The following is a 19,436-nucleotide window of genomic DNA, read 5'->3' as shown; positions in this document are numbered from 1 at the left end:
TATGAGTACAGCTGATAAAAGCATTGTTGCCGATTTGTCTTTGGCACCCGAAGGCCATTTGAAGATTGATTGGGTAGCCGCGCATATGCCGGTATTGAATACGATCCGCGAGCAGTTCGAGAAGGAGCAGCCGTTTAAAGGTCTTAAAGTAACGATCGCGCTTCATTTGGAAGCAAAAACCGCTTATTTGGCAAAGGTGGTCAAAGCCGGCGGCGCTGATGTTACGATAACGGGCAGCAATCCGCTGTCAACGCAGGATGATGTGTGCGCTGCGCTTGTTGAAGACGGCATTACGGTATACGCGAAGTACAATCCAAGTCCGGAGGAGTTTAAGGCGCTTAACGTAAAAGCGCTTGAATGGAAGCCGGATCTGATCATTGACGATGGCGGCGACCTGGCGACGATCTTAAATTCGGAGCATCCGGAATTCGCTGAGAACCTGCGCGGAGGAGCGGAAGAAACGACAACCGGGATCATCAGGCTGAAAGCGATGGAGAAGGATGGTTCGCTGCGTTTTCCGATGGTAGCGGTCAATGACGCGTATTGTAAGCATCTTTTTGATAACCGCTACGGCACGGGGCAATCGGTTTGGGACGGTATCAACCGCACCACAAACCTGATGGTAGCCGGGAAAACGGTTGTCGTTGTCGGGTACGGCTGGTGCGGAAAAGGCGTAGCGATGCGTGCGAAGGGGCTTGGCGCCAATGTCGTTGTAACGGAAATCGATGCCATCAAAGCAGTTGAGGCTTATATGGATGGTTTTGCCGTCATGCCGATGATTGAAGCGGCAAAGGTTGGCGAATTTTTCGTTACGGTTACGGGAAATCGCGATGTCATTCGCGGCGAGCACTATGAGGTAATGAAGGATGGAGCCGTCATTTCTAACGCCGGGCACTTTGACGTGGAAGCGAACAAGCCAGAACTTGCCGCATTGTCGTCAAGCGTACGTACCGTTCGCCGCAATATCGAAGAGTATAAGCTGCAGGACGGACGCAGCATTTACCTGCTAGCTGAAGGCCGTCTAGTCAACTTGGCTGCCGGCGACGGTCATCCGGCGGAAATTATGGATATGACATTCGCGCTGCAAGCCGTAGCCTTGAGATACGTAAACGAACAATACAAATCCATCGGCAGCAAGGTTGTCAATGTGCCTTACGAGCTGGATGAGCAGGTTGCGAGACTGAAGCTGCAATCGCTTGGCTTTGGCATCGATACGCTGACAGAAGAGCAGAAGTCGTATTTGGACAGCTGGAAAGAAACAGAATAACAAAAAGAGAGAAGCCGCGAGATATTGCGGCTTCTTTTTTTATTTGAACGGAGAATCATGTAACCTTTTATTCCCATCCATCGTCAGAAGGGTAATAAATAGAAGGGGGTTTCACCATGCATAAATATAAAAACGGGTTGGTTAAAAATGCGTTCATTTTTCTGCTTTTGATTTCTTTCATGGCGATTGCTGGCTGCTCATTCGCTAACGAAAATAAGGCGTCTTCAAACGGAGGTGGAGGAACGGATTCCAAATCCGATTCATTGTCGGCAGGCAATGAAAATGCCGGCATGGCGGGAATTGAATCTGAAGCTGCCAGTACTGCCGCTACAGCTGAAAATAACGAATCGGTTCCGACGGCTGGCGGAGGGTTTGACTCCGAGACTGCTTTGGCAGCGGATGGAAATGGTTTAAATCAAAAAATTATTTACACGGCTAATCTCAGCATGCAGGTTGATGATCTCGAAGCTGCCGGGACCTCGCTGCGCAATGCGATTCATCAAAGCGGAGCCTATATCCTGCAGTTTCAAGATACGAAGCATGAAGGGGAAATAGGCGCGAGCTACACGATAAAAGTGCCGGCTTCCGGATTCATGTCTTTTATTGATCGGATCGAGAAGATTAAACATAATGATTTTGAACGAAATATCGGCGGGAAAGACGTATCGGAAGAATATGTCGACCTCGAATCCCGATTGAAAGCAAGACAGCTCGTAGAGACAAGGCTTTTATCCATGATGGATAAAGCGGTAAAGGCTGATGATTTGCTGAAATTTTCACAGCAGCTCTCTGAGGTGCAGGAGGAAATCGAACGCATAAAAGGCCGAATCCGCTATTTGGATAATAACGTAGCCTTCTCGACTGTGGAGCTGCGTATGTACCAAACGAATCAAACGCTGAATAATAAGAGCACGGAGGTCCCGAAATTAGGCGGCAGGATGTCTGATGCCTTGGCAAACAGCACGAAGGTCGTGTGGGACGCAATTAACCTCTTGCTGGTTATATTGGCTGGAGCCGTTCCCGTGCTGGTGCTGCTGGCATTAATCGGCATCCCTGTTTTATGGTTTTACCGCAAAGGAAAAAAGAAATCGATAAAGAAGACGAAAGCTGATGATGGAGACGATGATCCCCAGGCGCCGATTGTTTAATTATTAATAATCATTAATACTATGAAATATTTCAGAAAAATCCTGCTCATGGAGCAGGATTTTTATTTTAGGTGGCGAACTATTGTATCTTAGTGGGGAAAAGTGGGGCAAAGTGGTGGATATGTGGGAAGGGGTGGTTCGTAATCATGTTTATGGGTGAATATCAACATAGCATTGATGAGAAAGGCCGCATCATCATACCTTCCAAATTCCGCGATTCGCTTGGGACCTCGTTTATTGCTACCCGCGGTTTAGACAATTGCTTATTCGTATATCCCATGAGTGAGTGGAGCGTATTGGAGCAAAAGCTAAAATCATTGCCGCTTATGAAATCAGACGCACGGGCGTTTACCCGGTTTTTCTTTTCAGGAGCGACCGAATGTGAGCTTGATAAACAGGGAAGGGTAAATATACCTGGACATCTTCGCGAATATGCAAAGCTGGACAAAGATTGTATGGTGCTCGGCGTCTCGAGCCGCGTAGAAATTTGGAGCAAACAGACTTGGGACGGCTATTACGAGCAATCGGAGCAAACCTTTAACGAAATCGCGGAGAAGCTCGTCGATTTCGATTTTAACTTCTAGAATGGACAACAAGAATGGGAGGGCTGAGGCGTGTTTCAGCATATTACAGTGCTTTTGGAAGAAGCGGTTGACGGTTTGGCGATTAAGCCAGACGGCATCTACGTCGATTGTACGCTTGGAGGGGCGGGCCATAGCGAGCTTATCGCGTCCCGTTTAGGCGAAGGAGGGCGGTTAATCGCATTCGATCAGGATGACTTGGCGCTGGACAATGCTCGCGTTAGGCTTGCTCCATATATGGATAAGGTAACGCTGGTTAGAAGCAATTTCCGCGATTTGGAGCAAGAGCTAAGAGGCTGCGACGTTCCGATGCTTGACGGTATTCCGCAGGTCGACGGCATTCTGTTTGATTTAGGGGTGTCAAGCCCGCAGCTTGACGAAGCGGAGCGAGGCTTCAGCTACAATCATGATGCTCCGCTCGATATGAGAATGGATCGGGAAGGAGACATTACCGCCCATGAAATCGTCAACACCTGGGATGAACGCGATATTTCCCGCATTTTGGACCGGTACGGCGAAGAAAAGTTCGCACGTTCAATCGCAAGAAACATCGTAAAGGCACGCGAAAAGGCACCCATCGAGAAAACGGGCGAGCTTGCCGAATTAATCAAGCTGTCCATCCCTGCCGCGACCAGGCGCACGGGAGGCCATCCGGCCAAACGCTCCTTCCAAGCGCTTCGCATTGCAGTCAACGATGAGCTTGGTGCAGAGGAAGAAGCATTGGAGCAGACGATTCGATGTTTGAAGCCGGGAGGCAGAGCATCCGTTATCACGTTTCATTCGTTAGAGGATCGTATCTGTAAGCAAATGTTCGCTAAGTTCGTGGAAAAATGCACATGTCCGCCTGATTTTCCGTTATGCGTTTGCGGAAACAAAGGATCGGTGAAATTAGTAAACCGCAAGCCGATTGTTCCCTCCGAGAGAGAGCTTGAGCTTAATCCGCGGGCAAGATCGGCAAAGCTAAGAATAGCAGAAAAAATGTAAGAGGGGGATTTTAATTGGCGTACGTGAATGGCAATCTAGCGATGCAACCGAAGCGAAAGCAGGATCAGCAGCCCGCTATAAAGGAAACGAAACGACTTGTAAAGACACGCAAATCCATACCCGTGCAAGAGAAGCTGCTGTATATGTTCACCGTATTGATGTGCGTTGTAGTCGCTGGTGTCATTATTTTCCGGTATGCGCAAATCTATGACATGAACTTGGAAATCAAGAAGCTGAATAACAATTATCAGACGATGAACATCGAAATGCAAGATTTGAAGAAACAGGTAGAGATGCTTAGTGATCCTGAACGCATTCGCGAGCTGGCTGAGAAGCAAGGAATGGTTAGCTCGATCGAGGGCGGGATAACTGTCAACACTGGCGAAACCGAGATAAAATCGGCAATGAGTGAATAGGGTGAACAATGATGAAAAAAAAAATTAGGGCACGGACACTGTTGTTTGGAGGGGTAATGACCCTCCTTTTTCTCATTTTAATAAGCAGAATCTATGTTGTTCAGGTAGTAGAAGGCGCAAAATGGTATGAACTGGCGAAAAAGAGATGGTCAACCGAAGAACAGCTGGTGGCCAAACGCGGCACGATCGCGGATCGTGACGGCAATGTGCTGGCTATGGATACAATCGCCTACAATGTTTCCGTTAATCCGCAGTTAATCAACGAAGAGGAACTGACGGAAGAAATCATTGACGGCTTGCATGATATCCTTGGCATTTCCAAGGAAGAGCTTCGTAAAAACGTGACAGCCAAGAAGGAAGACGGCACCTTTGTTGTGAATCGCGAGATCCGCAACGGAGGCTGGCAGATCGACAAGGCGCTGGCCGATAAAATCAGAAAATTCCGCGAAGAGTTGGCCAAGGAAAAAAAGGTTTATGACGTAGGCATCGATTTGGCGGAAAGCTTGAAACGATACTACCCGAGAAACTCGTTGGCTTCGCAGGTTGTCGGCTATTTGAATAAGGAAGGCACAGCCATGACTGGTATTGAAGCTTCTTTTGACGAACAGCTAAGCGGAGAAAACGGACTTATCAAATACGAAAAAGACGGAAAACGCGTTCAGCTGTCTGAAGGCGAAGTTGAATATAAGCCTGCGATGGACGGCCAAAACATTAAATTAACGATCGACAGCGATATCCAGCACTATGTCGATGAAGCGCTGCAGGAGATTCAGAAGAAATACGCGCCAAAAAGCGCAACGGCGATTGCGGCCGACCCGAATACGATGGAAATTTTGGCGATGGCGAATATTCCTCAATATAATCCGAATGAATATTGGAAAAACAATGCAAACTCCTATAATCATGCGATTAAATCTTTGTACGAGCCAGGTTCTACCTTTAAAATCGCAACGCTTGCCGCGGCAGTCGAAGAAGGTGTATTTAATCCGGATGAGACGTACAAATCAGGAAGAATAAAAATTAAAGGCATTCCTAATCCGATTCGGGATATCAAGCGCGAGGGCTGGGGGACGATTACATTCCTGGAAGGCCTTAAATATTCAAGTAACGTCGCGTTCGTTAAGCTTGGTTATGAAAGACTCGGCGAAGAGAAGCTGAGAAAATATTATACGGATTTTGGCTTTGGACAGAAGACAGGCATTCAGCTTGGAAGCGAGCTAAAGGGTTCGATCCGCTTTCAATACCCAAGCGAGATCGCGAATGCGACGTTTGGCCAAGGGGTTTCCGTAACGCCGATCCAGCAGGTCGCCGCAGTTGCGGCGGTTGCGAACGGCGGAAAGCTGCTTCAGCCGCAAATCATAAAAAGCATTACGGACCCAAACACCAAGACGACAACGAATATTGAGCCTAAGGTCGTTCGTCAAGTGATTTCGGAGGAAACATCACGTAAGGTTGGCGAATATTTGGAGCAGGTTGTATCGGATCAGGAAAAAGGCACAGGCAAAAACGCATACATCGAAGGCTACCGCGTAGCCGGGAAAACGGGTACGGCCCAAAAGGTAGACGGCATAAATTATTCCGACACAAAATTCGTCGTGTCCTTTATCGGCTATGCGCCGGTAGACAATCCGAAAATCGTCGTTTATATCGTAGTCGATGAGCCGAACGACTCCCTAGTAGGGGGAGGTACGGTTGCGGCTCCGGCATTTAAGCAAATTGTACTGAAAAGCTTGCGCAAGATGGGAGTAGCGCCAAACTACGCGGCCGATTCAGAAAATGCGGCAAAGGAAGTCACGATGACGATTCCTGATGTCACGGATTTAAAGGTAGACCAGGCGAAAGCCGAGCTGAAAGCAAAAGCGGTGAGTTTTGAGCTTGTAGGCAATGGCAAAACGGTCTTGCAGCAAATACCGGCCGCCGGATCGTCCGTACATCCCACGCAGCGAATCTATTTGATTACAGAGCAGAAGGAAAAACTGGCTATTCCTGATTTGAAGGGCGTGTCGCTTCGGGATGCCCTCGAAATCACATCGCTTATCGGGATACGCCTCATTCCAGAAGGACAAGGCTTTGTCGTATCCCAGAAGGAAGAGACGTTAAACAACGTAAGAGTATTAAAGGTCGTGCTCGCTCCTCCGACTGGGGCTGACGGGGTAGTCGGCACTCAGGATGCGGAAACGGATGCTGCAGAAAATGAAGAAAAAGCCGCTTCCGCTGGAAATGAATCATCAGACGAGGGGCAGCCAGCCGGAACAGATGAGGCAGCAGATTCCGATTCGAACGGCAGCAGCCCGAATAATACCGCTGCCGAGTAAGGCCTGAAGAAACATAAACCGGCAGCGTAAGCTGCTATAGCTATAAGCTTGTTCTATCCTCCGCTTGTCCCGAATAGTCTGGGAATGAGCGTCAAAGAGCGCTCCTTTCGAAACCGTCAAGCGGAGGGGGAACAAGTTGTGAAGGTATCCAATGTAACGGTTAGGCGACGTTTATTTATCGTGCTAATATTGGCTGGGGTTTCATTCCTCGCCTTATGTTTGAGACTTAGCTTTGTGCAGCTATGGCAAGGCGAGGAGTTGGCCGACAAGGCAGAGAATTCATGGCGCCGCGATATTCCGTACGTGGCAAAACGAGGCGAGATCGTTGACCGCAACGGCATCCAGCTTGCATATAACGTCAGCTCGCCTACCGTATACGCCATCCCGGTTCAGATCAAAGACAAACAAGCGGTGGCCGCAGCGCTTGCGCCGCTTCTGGATATGTCGCAGGAATCGCTTTATGAAAAAATCAAAACCAAAAAGATGATCGTTAAGCTTGGTCCCGGCGGGCGCAAAATTACGATCGACAAAGCAGATCAAATTCGCGAGCTTGCACTTCAGGGGATTGTTGTCGCAGAAGACAATAAACGGTTTTATCCTTATGGCAGTTTGGCGGCTCATGTTCTTGGATTTACAGGTATCGACAATCAAGGTTTGACCGGCATTGAAGCCAAATACAATACCGAGCTGAGCGGGATCGGCGGCAGCGTGTCTTTCCTGTCGGATGCGGCAGGCAGACAAATGCCCAATTCCTCAGATACTTACGTCGAGCCGAAGGACGGGCTGACGATGCAGCTCACCATCGATAAGCAAATTCAGACGGTTATGGAACGCGAACTGGACCAAGCGATGACCAAGCTGCAGCCGGACGGCATTATCGCCATTGCGATGGATCCGAATAACGGTGAAATACTTGGCATGGCCAGCCGGCCTACTTATGAACCTGATAAATATCGCGAGGTACCCACGGAGGTTTACAATCGGAATCTTCCGATATGGATGACGTACGAGCCAGGTTCGACATTCAAAATCATTACGCTTGCCGCCGCCTTGGAAGAGAAAAAGGTCGATCTGACGAACGAGCGTTTTTTTGATCCCGGTGCGATCGAGGTAGGAGGAGCGAGACTCCGCTGCTGGAAAAAGGGCGGTCATGGCAGCCAGACCTTTTTGGAGGTTGTCGAGAACTCTTGCAACCCTGGTTTTGTAACTCTCGGCCAGCGGCTGGGAAAAGAGAAGCTGTTCGATTATATTAAAAACTTTGGCTTCGGAACGAAAACGGGCATCGATATCGGCGGCGAAGAGAACGGCATCCTGTTTAAGCTCAGTCAGGTTGGGCCTGTAGAACTTGCAACAACCGCCTTCGGACAAGGAGTTTCCGTTACGCCGATTCAGCAAATCACAGCCGTCTCCGCGGCAATTAACGGCGGTACGCTGTATAAGCCGCATGTCGCAAAAGCGTGGATCAATCCAGAAACCGGAGCGACCGTGCAAACGGTCGAATCAGAGACCGTACGAAAGGTCATTTCCGAAGATACCTCAAAGCAGGTCCGTGAAGCGCTGGAGAGCGTGGTCGCGAAGGGGACAGGGCGCAATGCCTTCATCGACGGTTATCGCGTAGGCGGCAAAACCGGTACGGCCCAGAAGGTTATTAACGGACGTTATTCGCCAAACGAGCATATCGTATCCTTTGTCGGTTTTGCTCCAGCGGACGATCCGCAAATCGTCATCTATGTTGCCGTGGACAATCCGCAGGGCATTCAGTTCGGCGGCGTCGTAGCCGCGCCGATCGTTCGCAATATTATGGAGGATGCGCTTTCGATTTTGGAAATTCCTGCACGCGAGAAACAAATCGATCGGATCTATAAATACGGGGAAACACCGATCGTTACCGTTCCGAATTTGATTGGCAAGACCGTGTCGGACTTGTATGAGGATATGACGATGGATTTCACGCTAACCACGGCCGGTTCCGGTAAAACGGTCATTCGCCAAGCTCCGGCGGCAGGCACCCGCGTAGACCGCGGTTCGACGATTCGCATCTATTTGGGCGAAGAAGATAATATATCCCACTCCCATTGACTATAATGGTACTTAACGAGGGTGCCGCAGGCGTCTTTATGGATTCCTGCCGGCGCTGTAGGGAGGAGTGGGGCAGATGCGTTTGAAGGATGTCGCGGAGCTGCTTATAACCGCGCGGCTCATTGGAGACGGGGAAACGGAACTGACGGGAATCGAAACCGATTCGCGGCTCATCACCGAAGGCCAATTGTTTATCTGTTTGCGGGGGCATACCGTTGATGGCCACTTATTCGCACATCAAGCGGCGGCTGCCGGGGCTGCAGCGCTTATTGCGGAACGCGAGCTTGACCTGCCGGTTCCCCAAATCATTGTCAGGGACTGCCGGTTAGCCATGGCTGTCGTCGCTAATCATTTTTATAGTTACCCTAGTGATGCGGTAAGGCTGATTGGCGTGACAGGAACGAACGGCAAAACAACGACGACCTATTTAATCGAGCAAATTTTGAACGATCAGAAGCTGCCAACGGGTGTCATCGGAACAATTGAGCGCCGTTTTGCAGGTCGTTCCTATCCGATGACGAGCACGACCCCGCAGACGCTTCAACTGCAGCGCTACCTTGGCGAAATGCGCGATGCAGGCACCCGGTATTGTGCCATTGAAGTATCTTCCCATGCCTTGGAGCAGGGCAGGGTGAAGGGCTGCCGTTTTCGAACGGCAGTCTTTACGAACCTTTCGCAGGATCATCTGGATTATCACGAAACGATGAATCGATACGCGGCTGTAAAAGGATTGTTTTTTTCCAGGCTTGGCAATGTCTACTCTGCGGAAGAATCCGTACGGACCTATGCCGTGTTGAATGCCGACGATCCTTTGGCAGCCGAGTACGCGGAGTTAACAGCGGCGGAGGTCGTGACATACGGTATCGACAAGGATGCGGATGTCCGCGCCTCGAACATCAAAATTACCTCGAAGGGAACAACCTTTCATGTCCAAACGTTTCGAGGCGAAATCGATGTTGTTTTGCAAATGGCAGGGAAGTTTAATGTATACAATGCGCTTGCGGCAATAAGCGCCGTACTTATTGAAGGGGTAGAGCTTTCTGCCATTACGGCCAGCTTAAGCTCGATACCTGGCGTGCCTGGACGAGTAGAGGCCGTGAATGCCGGTCAAGATTTTGCCGTCATAGTCGATTATGCGCATACGCCGGATGGCCTCGAGAATGTTTTGCGGGCAATCGAGCAATTCGCCGAAAAACGGATTATTTGCGTTTTTGGGTGCGGAGGAGACCGTGATCGGACAAAACGGCCGTTAATGGGAAATATCGCAGTGAAGTACGCTGATTACGCCATCATCACATCGGATAATCCTCGAACGGAGCCGCCGGAACTCATTTTAAAGGATATTGAAATTGGACTTATAAACAGCAAAAAGGATCCTTCGTCATATGAATTTATTATAGATCGCAGAGCAGCAATTCAAAAAGCGGTTGAAATGGCAAGCCCAGGCGATGTAGTATTGATTGCGGGGAAAGGCCATGAAACCTACCAAGACATTAACGGAACCAAGCATCCGTTCGATGATCGAAAAGTAGCGAAAGAAGCGATAAGGGGAATCATACATTGATTAAACGTACGATCAAGCAAATTGCCGAAATGAGCGGCGCAAAATGGAATGGAAACGATGCAGAGCTTTTGATAACGGGCGTAACGACTGACTCGCGGCAGGCTGCCGCGGGCCAGTTGTTCATCCCGCTCGTCGGCGAGCAGTTCGACGGGCATGCTTATCTTGAGCAGGCTATTCATAACGGAGCGGTTGCTGCGCTCTGGCAGAAGGGACGCGAGGTGCCGGCATCGCTTGAAGGCGTGCCGCTTCTCATCGTAGGGGATACGCTCGTTGCCCTTCAGCGATTAGCAACGGCTTATCGCAGCGAGCTTGTCGTTCGCGTGGTCGGCATTACGGGAAGCAACGGGAAAACGACTACCAAGGATATGACGGCTTCCATACTGGGAACCACCTATAAAGTCCACAAAACAGAAGGTAATCTTAACAATCATATCGGGCTGCCGCTAACAGTGCTTCAGCTTGAAGAAGATACCGAAGTAGCGGTGCTTGAGATGGGAATGAGCGGTTTTGGCGAGATTGAGCTGCTCACGAAGATTGCTCAGCCAGATGCCGCCATCATAACGAATATCGGCGACGCACACTTGCTTCAACTCGGTTCGAGAGCAGGCATTGCAAAAGCTAAACTCGAAATCGCCCTCGGGCTAAGCGAGGACGGCTTGCTGCTTTACAACGGCGATGAGCCGCTTCTGGATGCAGAGCTGCAGCGCGCTATACTCCCTGCGGGCATCGTGCGCCGTACCTTTGGATTATCCGAGCGGAATGAATGGTCAGCCGCGGACATCGTAATTGAATCGGAAGCCGCCACTTTTACCGCGCTCTTCAATGGAACGCCAAGCGGACTTGGGACCGTTCGGATTCCGGTTCCCGGGCAGCATAACGTCAGCAATGCGCTTGCCGCAATCGCGGTTGGCCGATTCTTTGGCGTTCCGGCCGCAAAGATTGCAGAAGGCCTAAGCCATTTGAAGCTTACGGGCATGCGTATTCAGCCGGTGCGCGCGTTCAACGGCGCGATGATCCTGAACGACGCCTATAACGCAAATCCAACAGCCGTTCGCGCAGCGATTGACCTCGTGGAGCAGTTGGACGGTTTTAGCCGCAAATGGATTGTTCTCGGCGATATGCTCGAGCTTGGTCCGGAAGAGCAGGCACTGCATTTTGAGACAGGGGCCTATATTTCACCGGGCAAGGCGGATATCGTCCTAACGTTCGGGCCGCTTGCCGTACACATTGCGGAAGGCGCAAGGTCGCGCTTTCCGTCTGCTGCCGCGAACGAAGCCGTAAAACATTTCGGAGACAAAGATGAGCTTGCCGGATGGCTGCGCAGTCATCTGGAGCCAACTGATCTCGTCCTGATCAAAGGCTCTCGCGGCATGCGGATGGAACAGATTGTCCAAGCATTGGAAGTGGGGTGAGGATATGGACATGATGGTCATTTTATTTTCGATTGGCGCCTCATTCCTGCTAGCGGTTTTGCTTGGACCATTGTTCATACCGCTGCTTCGCCGCTTAAAGTTTGGTCAACAGATCCGCACGGAAGGCCCTCAGAGCCATTTGAAAAAAAGCGGAACGCCGACAATGGGCGGCATCATCATTATGTTTGCGCTGATGATTGCTTTCTTGAAGTTCTCAGACAAAACACCCGAGTTTTGGGTGCTGCTGACGGCCTCGCTTGGCTTTGGGCTCGTTGGTTTTCTCGACGATTACATTAAAATCGTATTCAAAAGGTCGCTTGGCCTGACGGCAAGGCAAAAGCTGTTCGGTCAGCTTCTGTTCTCCATCATCGTGTGCGCAATGCTCTACAATATGAATCACAGCACCGAAATTACGGTACCTGGTACAGGCTGGGGCGTCGATCTTGGCTGGTTCTATTATCCGCTTGTCGTGATCATTATGTTCGCGGCGAGCAACTCCGTTAATTTCACCGATGGCTTGGACGGACTGTTAGCGGGGACGAGCGCGATTGCGTTCGGCGCTTTCACGGTTGTTGCTTTGCAAACATCGGCGCATGAATCGGCCGTTTTCTCGGCTGCCATGGTCGGCGCTGTACTAGGCTTCCTCGTATTTAACGCCCATCCGGCGAAAGTGTTCATGGGTGACATGGGCTCGCTCGGCATTGGGGGCGGGATCGCGGCAGTTGCTATTTTGACGAAAACGGAGCTTCTGCTCATCATAATCGGCGGCGTGTTCGTACTTGAAATGCTATCTGTTATTTTGCAGGTAGGCTCCTTCAAGCTGCGGGGCAAGCGTATTTTCAAAATGAGTCCCATTCATCACCACTTCGAGCTGATCGGCTGGTCGGAATGGAAGGTTGTTACCGTATTTTGGCTTGTCGGTTTAGTACTTGCAGCAATCGGGTTACTATTTGTAATATAGTAAATAAAAATGAAACGGAAAGCGGCTTCCAATTTTATTTGGAGCCGCTTCATGTATCCAATGGAAGGGACTGTCAGAAATGAATCATCCGGCATCGTATGAAGGCCGCCGAGTAGTCGTATTAGGCTTGGCTAGAAGCGGAGTAAGCGTCGCAAAGGTATTTCATCAGTTTGGCGCGGAAGTCGTCGTTAACGATATGAAGAGTCGCGATTTATGTCCCGAAGCGGATGAATTAACTGCTTTGGGCATTTCTGTGCTATGCGGGTATCATCCCGAGGATCTGATTACGGAAGATACTGCGCTGCTCGTTAAAAACCCCGGAATACCGTATACGTCTTCGCCTGTTCAACGGGCAGAGGAGCTTGGCGTGGAAGTCATCACGGAGGTTGAAGCGGCTTACTGGCTGTCGCCGGCCCCCATCATAGGCATTACGGGCTCCAACGGCAAAACGACAACGACAACTTGGCTTGGCGAAATTTTAAGCGCAGCGGGCTTAAAGCCGATCGTGGCGGGCAATATCGGCCGACCTCTTTGCGAAGCGGCGCTCGAAGCAACGCCTGATCAGTGGATTGTAGCGGAGCTCAGCAGCTTCCAGCTAAAAGGAACGAGTGCATTCCGTCCCCATATAGCGCTGTTGTTAAACATTGCGGAGACGCATCTGGATTATCACGGCGATATGGATGATTACGTGAATTCAAAAGCCAAGCTGTTTGATAACCAAACCGAGGACGATATTGCCATCATCAATTGGGATGACCCGGAATGCAGGGCTTTATCCGAGTTTTTGGTTGCGGAGCTCGTTCCGTTCTCCTTATACGAAAAGCTGGAATCGGGGATATATATCGATCCTCCATTCGAGCGGGACGCTGGCAGCCCTAAAGCCGGCGATGAAGAGGATTCAGCCATCGTAAGGCAAATCGTTTTCCGGCAGGCTGACGGCGTGGAGACGATGATTTTGCCTGTATCCGAGCTTGGCATACCGGGCGTCCACAACGCCGCTAATGCGCTTGCGGCCATAGCAGCGAGCATTGCCGCAGGAGTAGCGCTGGAACAGCTTATAGCGCCGCTCAGGGAGTTTAAAGCCGTAGAACATCGCCTCGAGTTCGTCAGGGAAGTGAACGGGGTTAAATATTACAATGATTCAAAGGCGACGAATGCCGTAGCAACGACGATAGCGGTAAAATCGTTCGACAATCCCATCGTGCTAATCGCAGGCGGTCTTGACCGCGGCTCCGATTACATGGAACTCGAGCCTTTATTCCGAGAGAAGCTGAAGGCGCTTGTCGCATTCGGCCAAACAAGCGAGAAGCTGTCCCGCGTAGCGGAGCAGGCAGGTTTAGCCAAGATAGAAATCGTCGAACCTAGTGATGACGCCGAAGCGGTCCTAAAGCAAGCGGTGAAGCAAGCTGCGGCTATCGCGGAGCCGGGTGACGTCGTGTTATTGTCACCGGCATGCGCGAGCTGGGATATGTTTGCATCGTATGAGCAAAGAGGGCGCATTTTTAAAGATTCGGCGCATACCTTGTAAGTAGGGGGCATGTCCCTACTTACCCAACCTAAGAGGTGTGTTCGCTATGGCCAAAGCACGATCTGCCCCGGATATTTGGATGCTGTCCGCAATAGGGCTTATTCTCGCTATCGGTTTGATTATGGTTTACAGCGCCAGCGCTGTGCTTGCTTTTCATGAATTTGGCGACCGTTTCTATTTTGTGAAGCGGCAGTTATTATTTGCGGGACTAGGCATCGGTGCGTTACTATTTACGATGAACACTCATTATACCGTGTGGAAAAAGTGGGCGCCGATGGCATTGATCGTCTGTTTTGGCCTGCTGCTGCTCGTGTTGGTTCCTGGAATCGGCGTCGTACGCGGCGGTGCGCGCAGCTGGCTCGGCATCAGCTCCTTTGGCATTCAGCCGTCTGAATTTATGAAACTGGCCATGATTTTATTTTTGTCAAAATGGCTTTCCGATAAGCAGCAAACGATCACGCAGTTCTCGAAGGGTCTAATGCCTCCGCTTGGGCTGGTTGGACTAGCCTTCGGCTTGATCATGCTGCAGCCGGATCTGGGTACAGGCGCGGTTATGGTAGGCGCATCTTTGATTCTTATCTTCACGGCAGGTGCCAGAATGGCCCATTTGGGCGGATTGGCGCTTATCGGTGCGGCAGGCTTTGTCGGACTTATTATTGCCGCGCCCTATCGTTTGAAACGGATTACGAACTTCCTTGATCCTTGGGCAGACCCGCTCGGCGGGGGCTATCAAATCATTCAATCCTTGTATGCGATCGGACCCGGCGGATTAGTAGGACTGGGCTTAGGCATGAGCCGCCAAAAGTTCAGTTATTTGCCAGAGCCGCAAACGGATTTTATTTTCTCGATCTTAGCCGAGGAGCTCGGATTTATTGGCGGGGTAACGCTTATTCTATTATTTTTAATTGTGGTATGGCGCGGAATCCGTGCCGCGATCGCTGCCCCGGATACATTCGGAAGCTTGCTCGCAGTCGGCATCACGGGTATCGTCGGCGTGCAGGTTCTTATAAATATCGGCGTCGTCATCGGCATGATGCCGGTAACAGGGATTACCCTGCCTCTCGTCAGCTACGGCGGTTCGTCCCTTACGCTTCTCCTGACCGCGCTGGGTATCTTATTGAACATATCACGATATTCGAGGTGAGGCTTCATGCCGGCTTCGTTAAACGACGGGGAGGACAAGGACGGCCTTTCCGTTTCTCATGCGCTAGGGATGGGTACCGATTTGTATTGGATGAAAATGAGGCTGGCTTACAAAGCAGCAATATTTATAGTGGCAAGCTTTAGTAATCAAGCAGGGTATAGGGATATTTTGAATCTGGGCACAAATGTCCGGCTACGAAAGATTTGCATTGCGATGAAGCAGGTGCAGATGTTCTAGCCGGATTCTGCTGTCATGATGGCGAAAAATAAGCAATTATGTAGAAAAATTAATTTTCCATTCAGATTGTCGATTTAATGAACGAGAGATGGAATATATTACATACCTTAATAATGAATAGAACGGGCATATTCCGAAGAAGCATTGCCGATTCGATTGGTGCCTGATTTGATAAATGGACGGAGCTGCTTAGGACGGCAGCAGCCGTGCTGTCGGCGCGCAGCAGCCGTCTATGCTTTTTAAGTCCGTAGCATTTGGAAGCATGGTGAACGCGCTTAATGGCCCCGTATAGGCCTTTGTCACACAAGAGCCTATAAAGGCATAAGATACACTATATTCGTGACCGTCGCCCTAATGGAGCGGTTATTGCAGCATAAAGACCTGAAGGCAGCCGCTTCTGGCTTGTTGACAGGAGACTCGAATCGTTTTATTCTCATTTTTTACAGCTAAGCATCTGCTAACGTTCAGGTTTTGCTTCACAAAACCTATGCGAATGCTTACGAAGCAGGTTTTGCTTCACAAAACCTATGCGAATGCTTACGAAGCAGGTTTTGCTTCACAAAACCAAAGCGAAAGCTTACGAAGCGGGTTTTGCTTCACAAAACCTAAGCGAATGCTTACGAAGCAGGTTTTGCTTCACAAAACCTTAAGGAGGTTCAACTAATGGAAGCATTTAAAGCGGAATTGGAACAAGCCAATCTTGGCGATGTTTTGTATAATGAACCGCTCTCGAACTATACAACATGGAAAATCGGCGGCCCTGCCGATATATTAATCCTCCCTCGTAGCAAAGAAGAATTAGTCGCTGCGGTGCAATTGGTGCGCAAGCATCAAATGCCATGGACTAATTTGGGCAGAGGCTCCAACATGCTGGTGAGCGATAAAGGGATTCGCGGTGTTGTGATAAAACCGCACAGAGGGTTAGATTACGTGCGTTTTGAAGGATCGCTAGTCATAGCAGGTGCTTCATATTCATTAATTAAGCTATCAGTCATGGCGGGTAAGGAAGGGCTAACCGGGCTTGAATTTGCAGGGGGAATTCCTGGCACGGTAGGCGGAGCCGTTTATATGAATGCTGGCGCGCATGGTTCGGATGTGTCACGTATTTTTAAATCAGCTGATATTGTACTGGAAACAGGAGAATTGGTTCGCTTCGAACGCGAGAATATGAACTTCTCTTACCGACATTCGATTCTTCATGAGCAAAAAGGCATCGTCGTTGAGGCAACCTTCGAGCTGGAAGAGGGGGATAAGAAGGAAGTTCTCGCTATGATGGCCTCTTACAAAGAGAGAAGATTGAGAACGCAGCCGCTGCAGCTTGCATGCGCTGGGAGCGTGTTTCGCAATCCGCCCAATGATTTTGCAGCTAGGCTTATTCAAGAGGCTGGGTTGAAGGGTGAAAGCCTCGGAGGAGCGCAAGTATCGGAGCAGCACGCCAATTTTATTGTAAACACCGGGCAAGCAACAGCTGAAGACGTTCTCGCCCTCATGACTCATATCCAAAGCACTGTTCAGGAACGCTACGGCATCCTGCTGGTGCCGGAAGTATTGGTGGTGGGTGAGCGGTAATTCGGAGGTGATACATTGGACAAATTGGTGATTGAAGGCGGGAAACCTCTCTCAGGAACCATAGTTATCCAAGGAGCGAAAAATGCCGCTTTGCCGATTCTGGCTGCCAGTTTATTGGCCGATGGCACAACAACATTAGATCATGTGCCAGATCTGCTAGATATCGACGTCATGCTGAACATTTTGCGCGAATTAGGATGCCGGGCCGAGCATACGGGAGGAACTGTTGTGCTGGATACTGAAACCGCACATATATCCCACGTGCCGGAATCGTTAATGAGACAGATGCGTTCTTCTATTTTTTTAATGGGACCCTTGCTTGCTAGGTTTGGTGAAACCCAGGTTTATCAGCCTGGCGGATGTGCAATTGGGGAGCGGAAAATCGATCTTCATTTAGAAGGTCTGCAGGCACTAGGTGCAGAAATCGAAGAGATTGGCAATCGAATCATATGCCGTGCTGATAAATTGCGGGGAGCTGACATTCATTTAAGTTTTCCAAGCGTTGGGGCAACGGAAAATATTATGATGGCGGCTGCTTTGGCGGAAGGTCGAACCACGATCAGCAATGCCGCAAGAGAGCCGGAAATCCAAGATTTACAAGGTTTTCTGAATGCAATGGGCGCGAAAATCATGGGTGCCGGAACCGACACGATAACGATAGACGGGGTACAGTCGCTAACACCATGTCGTTATAAGGTTATTCCGGACCGTATTGTTGCAGGAACAATTATGGTAGCTGCCGCAGCGACACGCGGTCAGGTAACGCTCCAGAATACGCAGCCCGCTCATTTATCCTCCTTGATTCATGTTCTTCGTCGTGCAGGTGTTCAAATTGTTGTCGACGGTGATATAATTAAAGTTGGCAGTGCAACCAGACCCAGAGCGGTTGAAAGAATCGTAACCTCTCCGTACCCGGCTTTTCCTACCGATTTGCAGTCTCAGGTCATGGTGCTGCTTACGCTTGCAGACGGTGTGAGCGTATTGAAAGAAACGATTTTTGAAGGCAGATTGAAGCATGTGGATGAATTGTCACGCATGGGTGCCGACATTCGGGTAGATATGAATGCCGCATTCATTCGCGGAGTGCCAAGGCTATATGGCGCAACGGTAGAAGCAACCGACCTGCGGGCGGGCGCAGCCCTTGTCATTGCCGGTTTAGCGGCCCAAGGGAAGACAGTCGTAGAACAAATTCACCATATCGACCGAGGCTATGAGAAAATCGAAACGATGCTCTCTAGGCTGGGTGCGCGCATATCGCGTTATGCGCCGGTGCCTAATAATTAATACTATGCGCATGAGCTGCAAGATAGAAACAGCCGGTACCCTTTTGATGCTGATCGAAGGTGAAGCAGAGAGGTTAGCCGGATGTTTTTTGGGGAAAGAAGGGACAAGTTATGAGCTCGCAGATGCCTGTGCTGAAGGAACCGAGTAAAAAACGAATGGGCAGCAGCAAAAAGCTGCTTTACATTCTCATTTTATTATTTATGGCTCTTTTGGCGGTGCTGTTTTTTAATTCCTCTATTAGCAAAATTTCGGAAATACAAATTGAAGGTACAAGATTTGTATCGACAGAGGATATCGGCAAGACGTCTGCTATATTAGTTGGCGATGCATTCTTCCGCACTTCATCCTCTACAATAGAAGAAAGAATCCTTGCACTGCCGCAAATTAGCCAAGCGAAGGTTACGAAGGTTTTTCCTGGACTATTGAAAATTTCGGTCGAGGAGTTCCCGGTCGTAGCATTCGAGCTTTCAAAGCAGGGGGAATTGACGGCATTACTGTCAAACGGAACCAGCGTGGAAGCGGATAATGATGAGATGCAGCTGGTGGACAAGCCGGTTTTGTCCGGCTGGACCGAAGGGGATCCCATAAAAGCAGAGCTCACGAAGCAGTTGGGAAAAATATCGGCCAAACAACTTTCAGATCTGTCCGAAATATTGCCTTATCCTTCTTCTGCTTATCCTGACCGCGTTGTCATGTATACGCGTACCAAATTTGAAGTGGTCACGGCCGTCTCTGTTTTGCCTGAAAAAATTGAAGCATTGAATGCCGTGATTGAAACGCAGGAGCCGGGTAAGATTACGATGCTGCTCGCTGATACGTATGTTCCTTTTGAAACCGAAAGTCTAGAAAATATGGACTCCGAGCAAAAAGAGACTACTCAATAGCTTGAAAGAATGGTAGAATTTTATTTATCGCATTTATACTCGATGAGGCTGGATAACATTAGG

16 protein-coding genes are annotated in these 19,436 nt (G+C 49.7%); all 16 read left to right on the top strand.

Going from position 1 to position 19,436, the window contains the following annotated elements:
- Window position 1 precedes the first annotated feature (1 nt).
- Window positions 2–1,267, top strand: a complete 1,266-nt coding sequence (locus MRBLPE1_RS02655) for an adenosylhomocysteinase (RefSeq protein WP_364141171.1) — start codon at window positions 2–4, stop codon at window positions 1,265–1,267.
- Between the two features lie 116 nt (window positions 1,268–1,383).
- Window positions 1,384–2,415, top strand: coding sequence for a DUF4349 domain-containing protein (locus MRBLPE1_RS02650; RefSeq protein ID WP_364141168.1), 1,032 nt, complete (start codon window positions 1,384–1,386; stop codon window positions 2,413–2,415).
- A gap of 146 nt (window positions 2,416–2,561) precedes the next feature.
- A complete protein-coding gene (gene mraZ, locus MRBLPE1_RS02645; RefSeq protein WP_364141165.1) occupies window positions 2,562–2,999 on the top strand; it encodes a division/cell wall cluster transcriptional repressor MraZ in 438 nt (145 codons plus the stop codon).
- A gap of 30 nt (window positions 3,000–3,029) precedes the next feature.
- Complete coding sequence (rsmH, locus tag MRBLPE1_RS02640; RefSeq protein WP_364141162.1) at window positions 3,030–3,980, top strand: 16S rRNA (cytosine(1402)-N(4))-methyltransferase RsmH; 951 nt, start codon at window positions 3,030–3,032, stop codon at window positions 3,978–3,980.
- Window positions 3,981–4,003: 23 nt separating this feature from the next.
- On the top strand, window positions 4,004–4,396 hold the full coding sequence (gene ftsL, locus MRBLPE1_RS02635) for a cell division protein FtsL (protein WP_364144448.1): 393 nt from the start codon (window positions 4,004–4,006) through the stop codon (window positions 4,394–4,396).
- Between the two features lie 11 nt (window positions 4,397–4,407).
- Window positions 4,408–6,711 carry a penicillin-binding transpeptidase domain-containing protein gene (locus MRBLPE1_RS02630; protein WP_364141159.1) on the top strand — a complete coding sequence of 768 codons (2,304 nt, stop codon included), beginning with the start codon at window positions 4,408–4,410 and terminating at the stop codon, window positions 6,709–6,711.
- Between the two features lie 138 nt (window positions 6,712–6,849).
- Entirely contained in the window at window positions 6,850–8,790 is a 1,941-nt protein-coding gene (locus MRBLPE1_RS02625; protein WP_364141157.1) for a stage V sporulation protein D, read from the top strand.
- Window positions 8,791–8,866: 76 nt separating this feature from the next.
- Complete coding sequence (locus tag MRBLPE1_RS02620) at window positions 8,867–10,354, top strand: UDP-N-acetylmuramoyl-L-alanyl-D-glutamate--2,6-diaminopimelate ligase (protein WP_364141154.1); 1,488 nt, start codon at window positions 8,867–8,869, stop codon at window positions 10,352–10,354.
- Window positions 10,351–11,766: a UDP-N-acetylmuramoyl-tripeptide--D-alanyl-D-alanine ligase gene (locus MRBLPE1_RS02615; protein ID WP_364141152.1), complete on the top strand. Its 1,416-nt coding sequence runs from the start codon at window positions 10,351–10,353 to the stop codon at window positions 11,764–11,766. The genes MRBLPE1_RS02620 and MRBLPE1_RS02615 overlap by 4 nt, the downstream gene beginning before the upstream one ends.
- A gap of 4 nt (window positions 11,767–11,770) precedes the next feature.
- Window positions 11,771–12,727 (top strand): phospho-N-acetylmuramoyl-pentapeptide-transferase, encoded by a 957-nt coding sequence (mraY, locus tag MRBLPE1_RS02610; RefSeq protein ID WP_364144446.1) that lies wholly within the window; start codon window positions 11,771–11,773, stop codon window positions 12,725–12,727.
- A gap of 79 nt (window positions 12,728–12,806) precedes the next feature.
- Window positions 12,807–14,255, top strand: a complete 1,449-nt coding sequence (gene murD / locus MRBLPE1_RS02605) for a UDP-N-acetylmuramoyl-L-alanine--D-glutamate ligase (RefSeq protein ID WP_364141150.1) — start codon at window positions 12,807–12,809, stop codon at window positions 14,253–14,255.
- Window positions 14,256–14,301: 46 nt separating this feature from the next.
- Window positions 14,302–15,399, top strand: coding sequence for a stage V sporulation protein E (spoVE, locus tag MRBLPE1_RS02600; protein WP_364141147.1), 1,098 nt, complete (start codon window positions 14,302–14,304; stop codon window positions 15,397–15,399).
- Window positions 15,400–15,405: 6 nt separating this feature from the next.
- Window positions 15,406–15,636: a hypothetical protein gene (locus MRBLPE1_RS02595; protein WP_364141144.1), complete on the top strand. Its 231-nt coding sequence runs from the start codon at window positions 15,406–15,408 to the stop codon at window positions 15,634–15,636.
- Window positions 15,637–16,299: 663 nt separating this feature from the next.
- Complete coding sequence (gene murB / locus MRBLPE1_RS02590; protein ID WP_364141141.1) at window positions 16,300–17,205, top strand: UDP-N-acetylmuramate dehydrogenase; 906 nt, start codon at window positions 16,300–16,302, stop codon at window positions 17,203–17,205.
- Window positions 17,206–17,220: 15 nt separating this feature from the next.
- Window positions 17,221–18,489 carry a UDP-N-acetylglucosamine 1-carboxyvinyltransferase gene (gene murA, locus MRBLPE1_RS02585; protein ID WP_364141139.1) on the top strand — a complete coding sequence of 423 codons (1,269 nt, stop codon included), beginning with the start codon at window positions 17,221–17,223 and terminating at the stop codon, window positions 18,487–18,489.
- A 110-nt stretch (window positions 18,490–18,599) separates the two neighbouring features.
- Window positions 18,600–19,373 (top strand): cell division protein FtsQ/DivIB, encoded by a 774-nt coding sequence (locus MRBLPE1_RS02580; RefSeq protein WP_364141136.1) that lies wholly within the window; start codon window positions 18,600–18,602, stop codon window positions 19,371–19,373.
- The last annotated feature ends 63 nt before the right edge of the window (window positions 19,374–19,436 follow it).

Origin of the sequence: Paenibacillus sp. LPE1-1-1.1 (genome assembly GCF_040676435.1) — a bacterium.
GTDB lineage: Bacteria > Bacillota > Bacilli > Paenibacillales > Paenibacillaceae > Pristimantibacillus.
This window is presented reverse-complemented; position numbering and strand designations above follow the sequence as displayed.

Excerpts from the sequence above, each read along its gene's own strand:
- spoVE (WP_364141147.1), top strand. The coding sequence starts at position 14,302 with ATGGCCAAAGCACGATCTGCCCCGGATATTTGGATGCTGTCCGCAATA.
- mraY (WP_364144446.1), top strand. The coding sequence starts at position 11,771 with ATGGACATGATGGTCATTTTATTTTCGATTGGCGCCTCATTCCTGCTA.
- mraZ (WP_364141165.1), top strand. The coding sequence starts at position 2,562 with ATGTTTATGGGTGAATATCAACATAGCATTGATGAGAAAGGCCGCATC.
- MRBLPE1_RS02580 (WP_364141136.1), top strand. The coding sequence starts at position 18,600 with ATGAGCTCGCAGATGCCTGTGCTGAAGGAACCGAGTAAAAAACGAATG.
- MRBLPE1_RS02630 (WP_364141159.1), top strand. The coding sequence starts at position 4,408 with ATGAAAAAAAAAATTAGGGCACGGACACTGTTGTTTGGAGGGGTAATG.
- murD (WP_364141150.1), top strand. The coding sequence starts at position 12,807 with ATGAATCATCCGGCATCGTATGAAGGCCGCCGAGTAGTCGTATTAGGC.
- MRBLPE1_RS02595 (WP_364141144.1), top strand. The coding sequence starts at position 15,406 with ATGCCGGCTTCGTTAAACGACGGGGAGGACAAGGACGGCCTTTCCGTT.
- murB (WP_364141141.1), top strand. The coding sequence starts at position 16,300 with ATGGAAGCATTTAAAGCGGAATTGGAACAAGCCAATCTTGGCGATGTT.
- MRBLPE1_RS02655 (WP_364141171.1), top strand. The coding sequence starts at position 2 with ATGAGTACAGCTGATAAAAGCATTGTTGCCGATTTGTCTTTGGCACCC.
- MRBLPE1_RS02620 (WP_364141154.1), top strand. The coding sequence starts at position 8,867 with ATGCGTTTGAAGGATGTCGCGGAGCTGCTTATAACCGCGCGGCTCATT.
- MRBLPE1_RS02650 (WP_364141168.1), top strand. The coding sequence starts at position 1,384 with ATGCATAAATATAAAAACGGGTTGGTTAAAAATGCGTTCATTTTTCTG.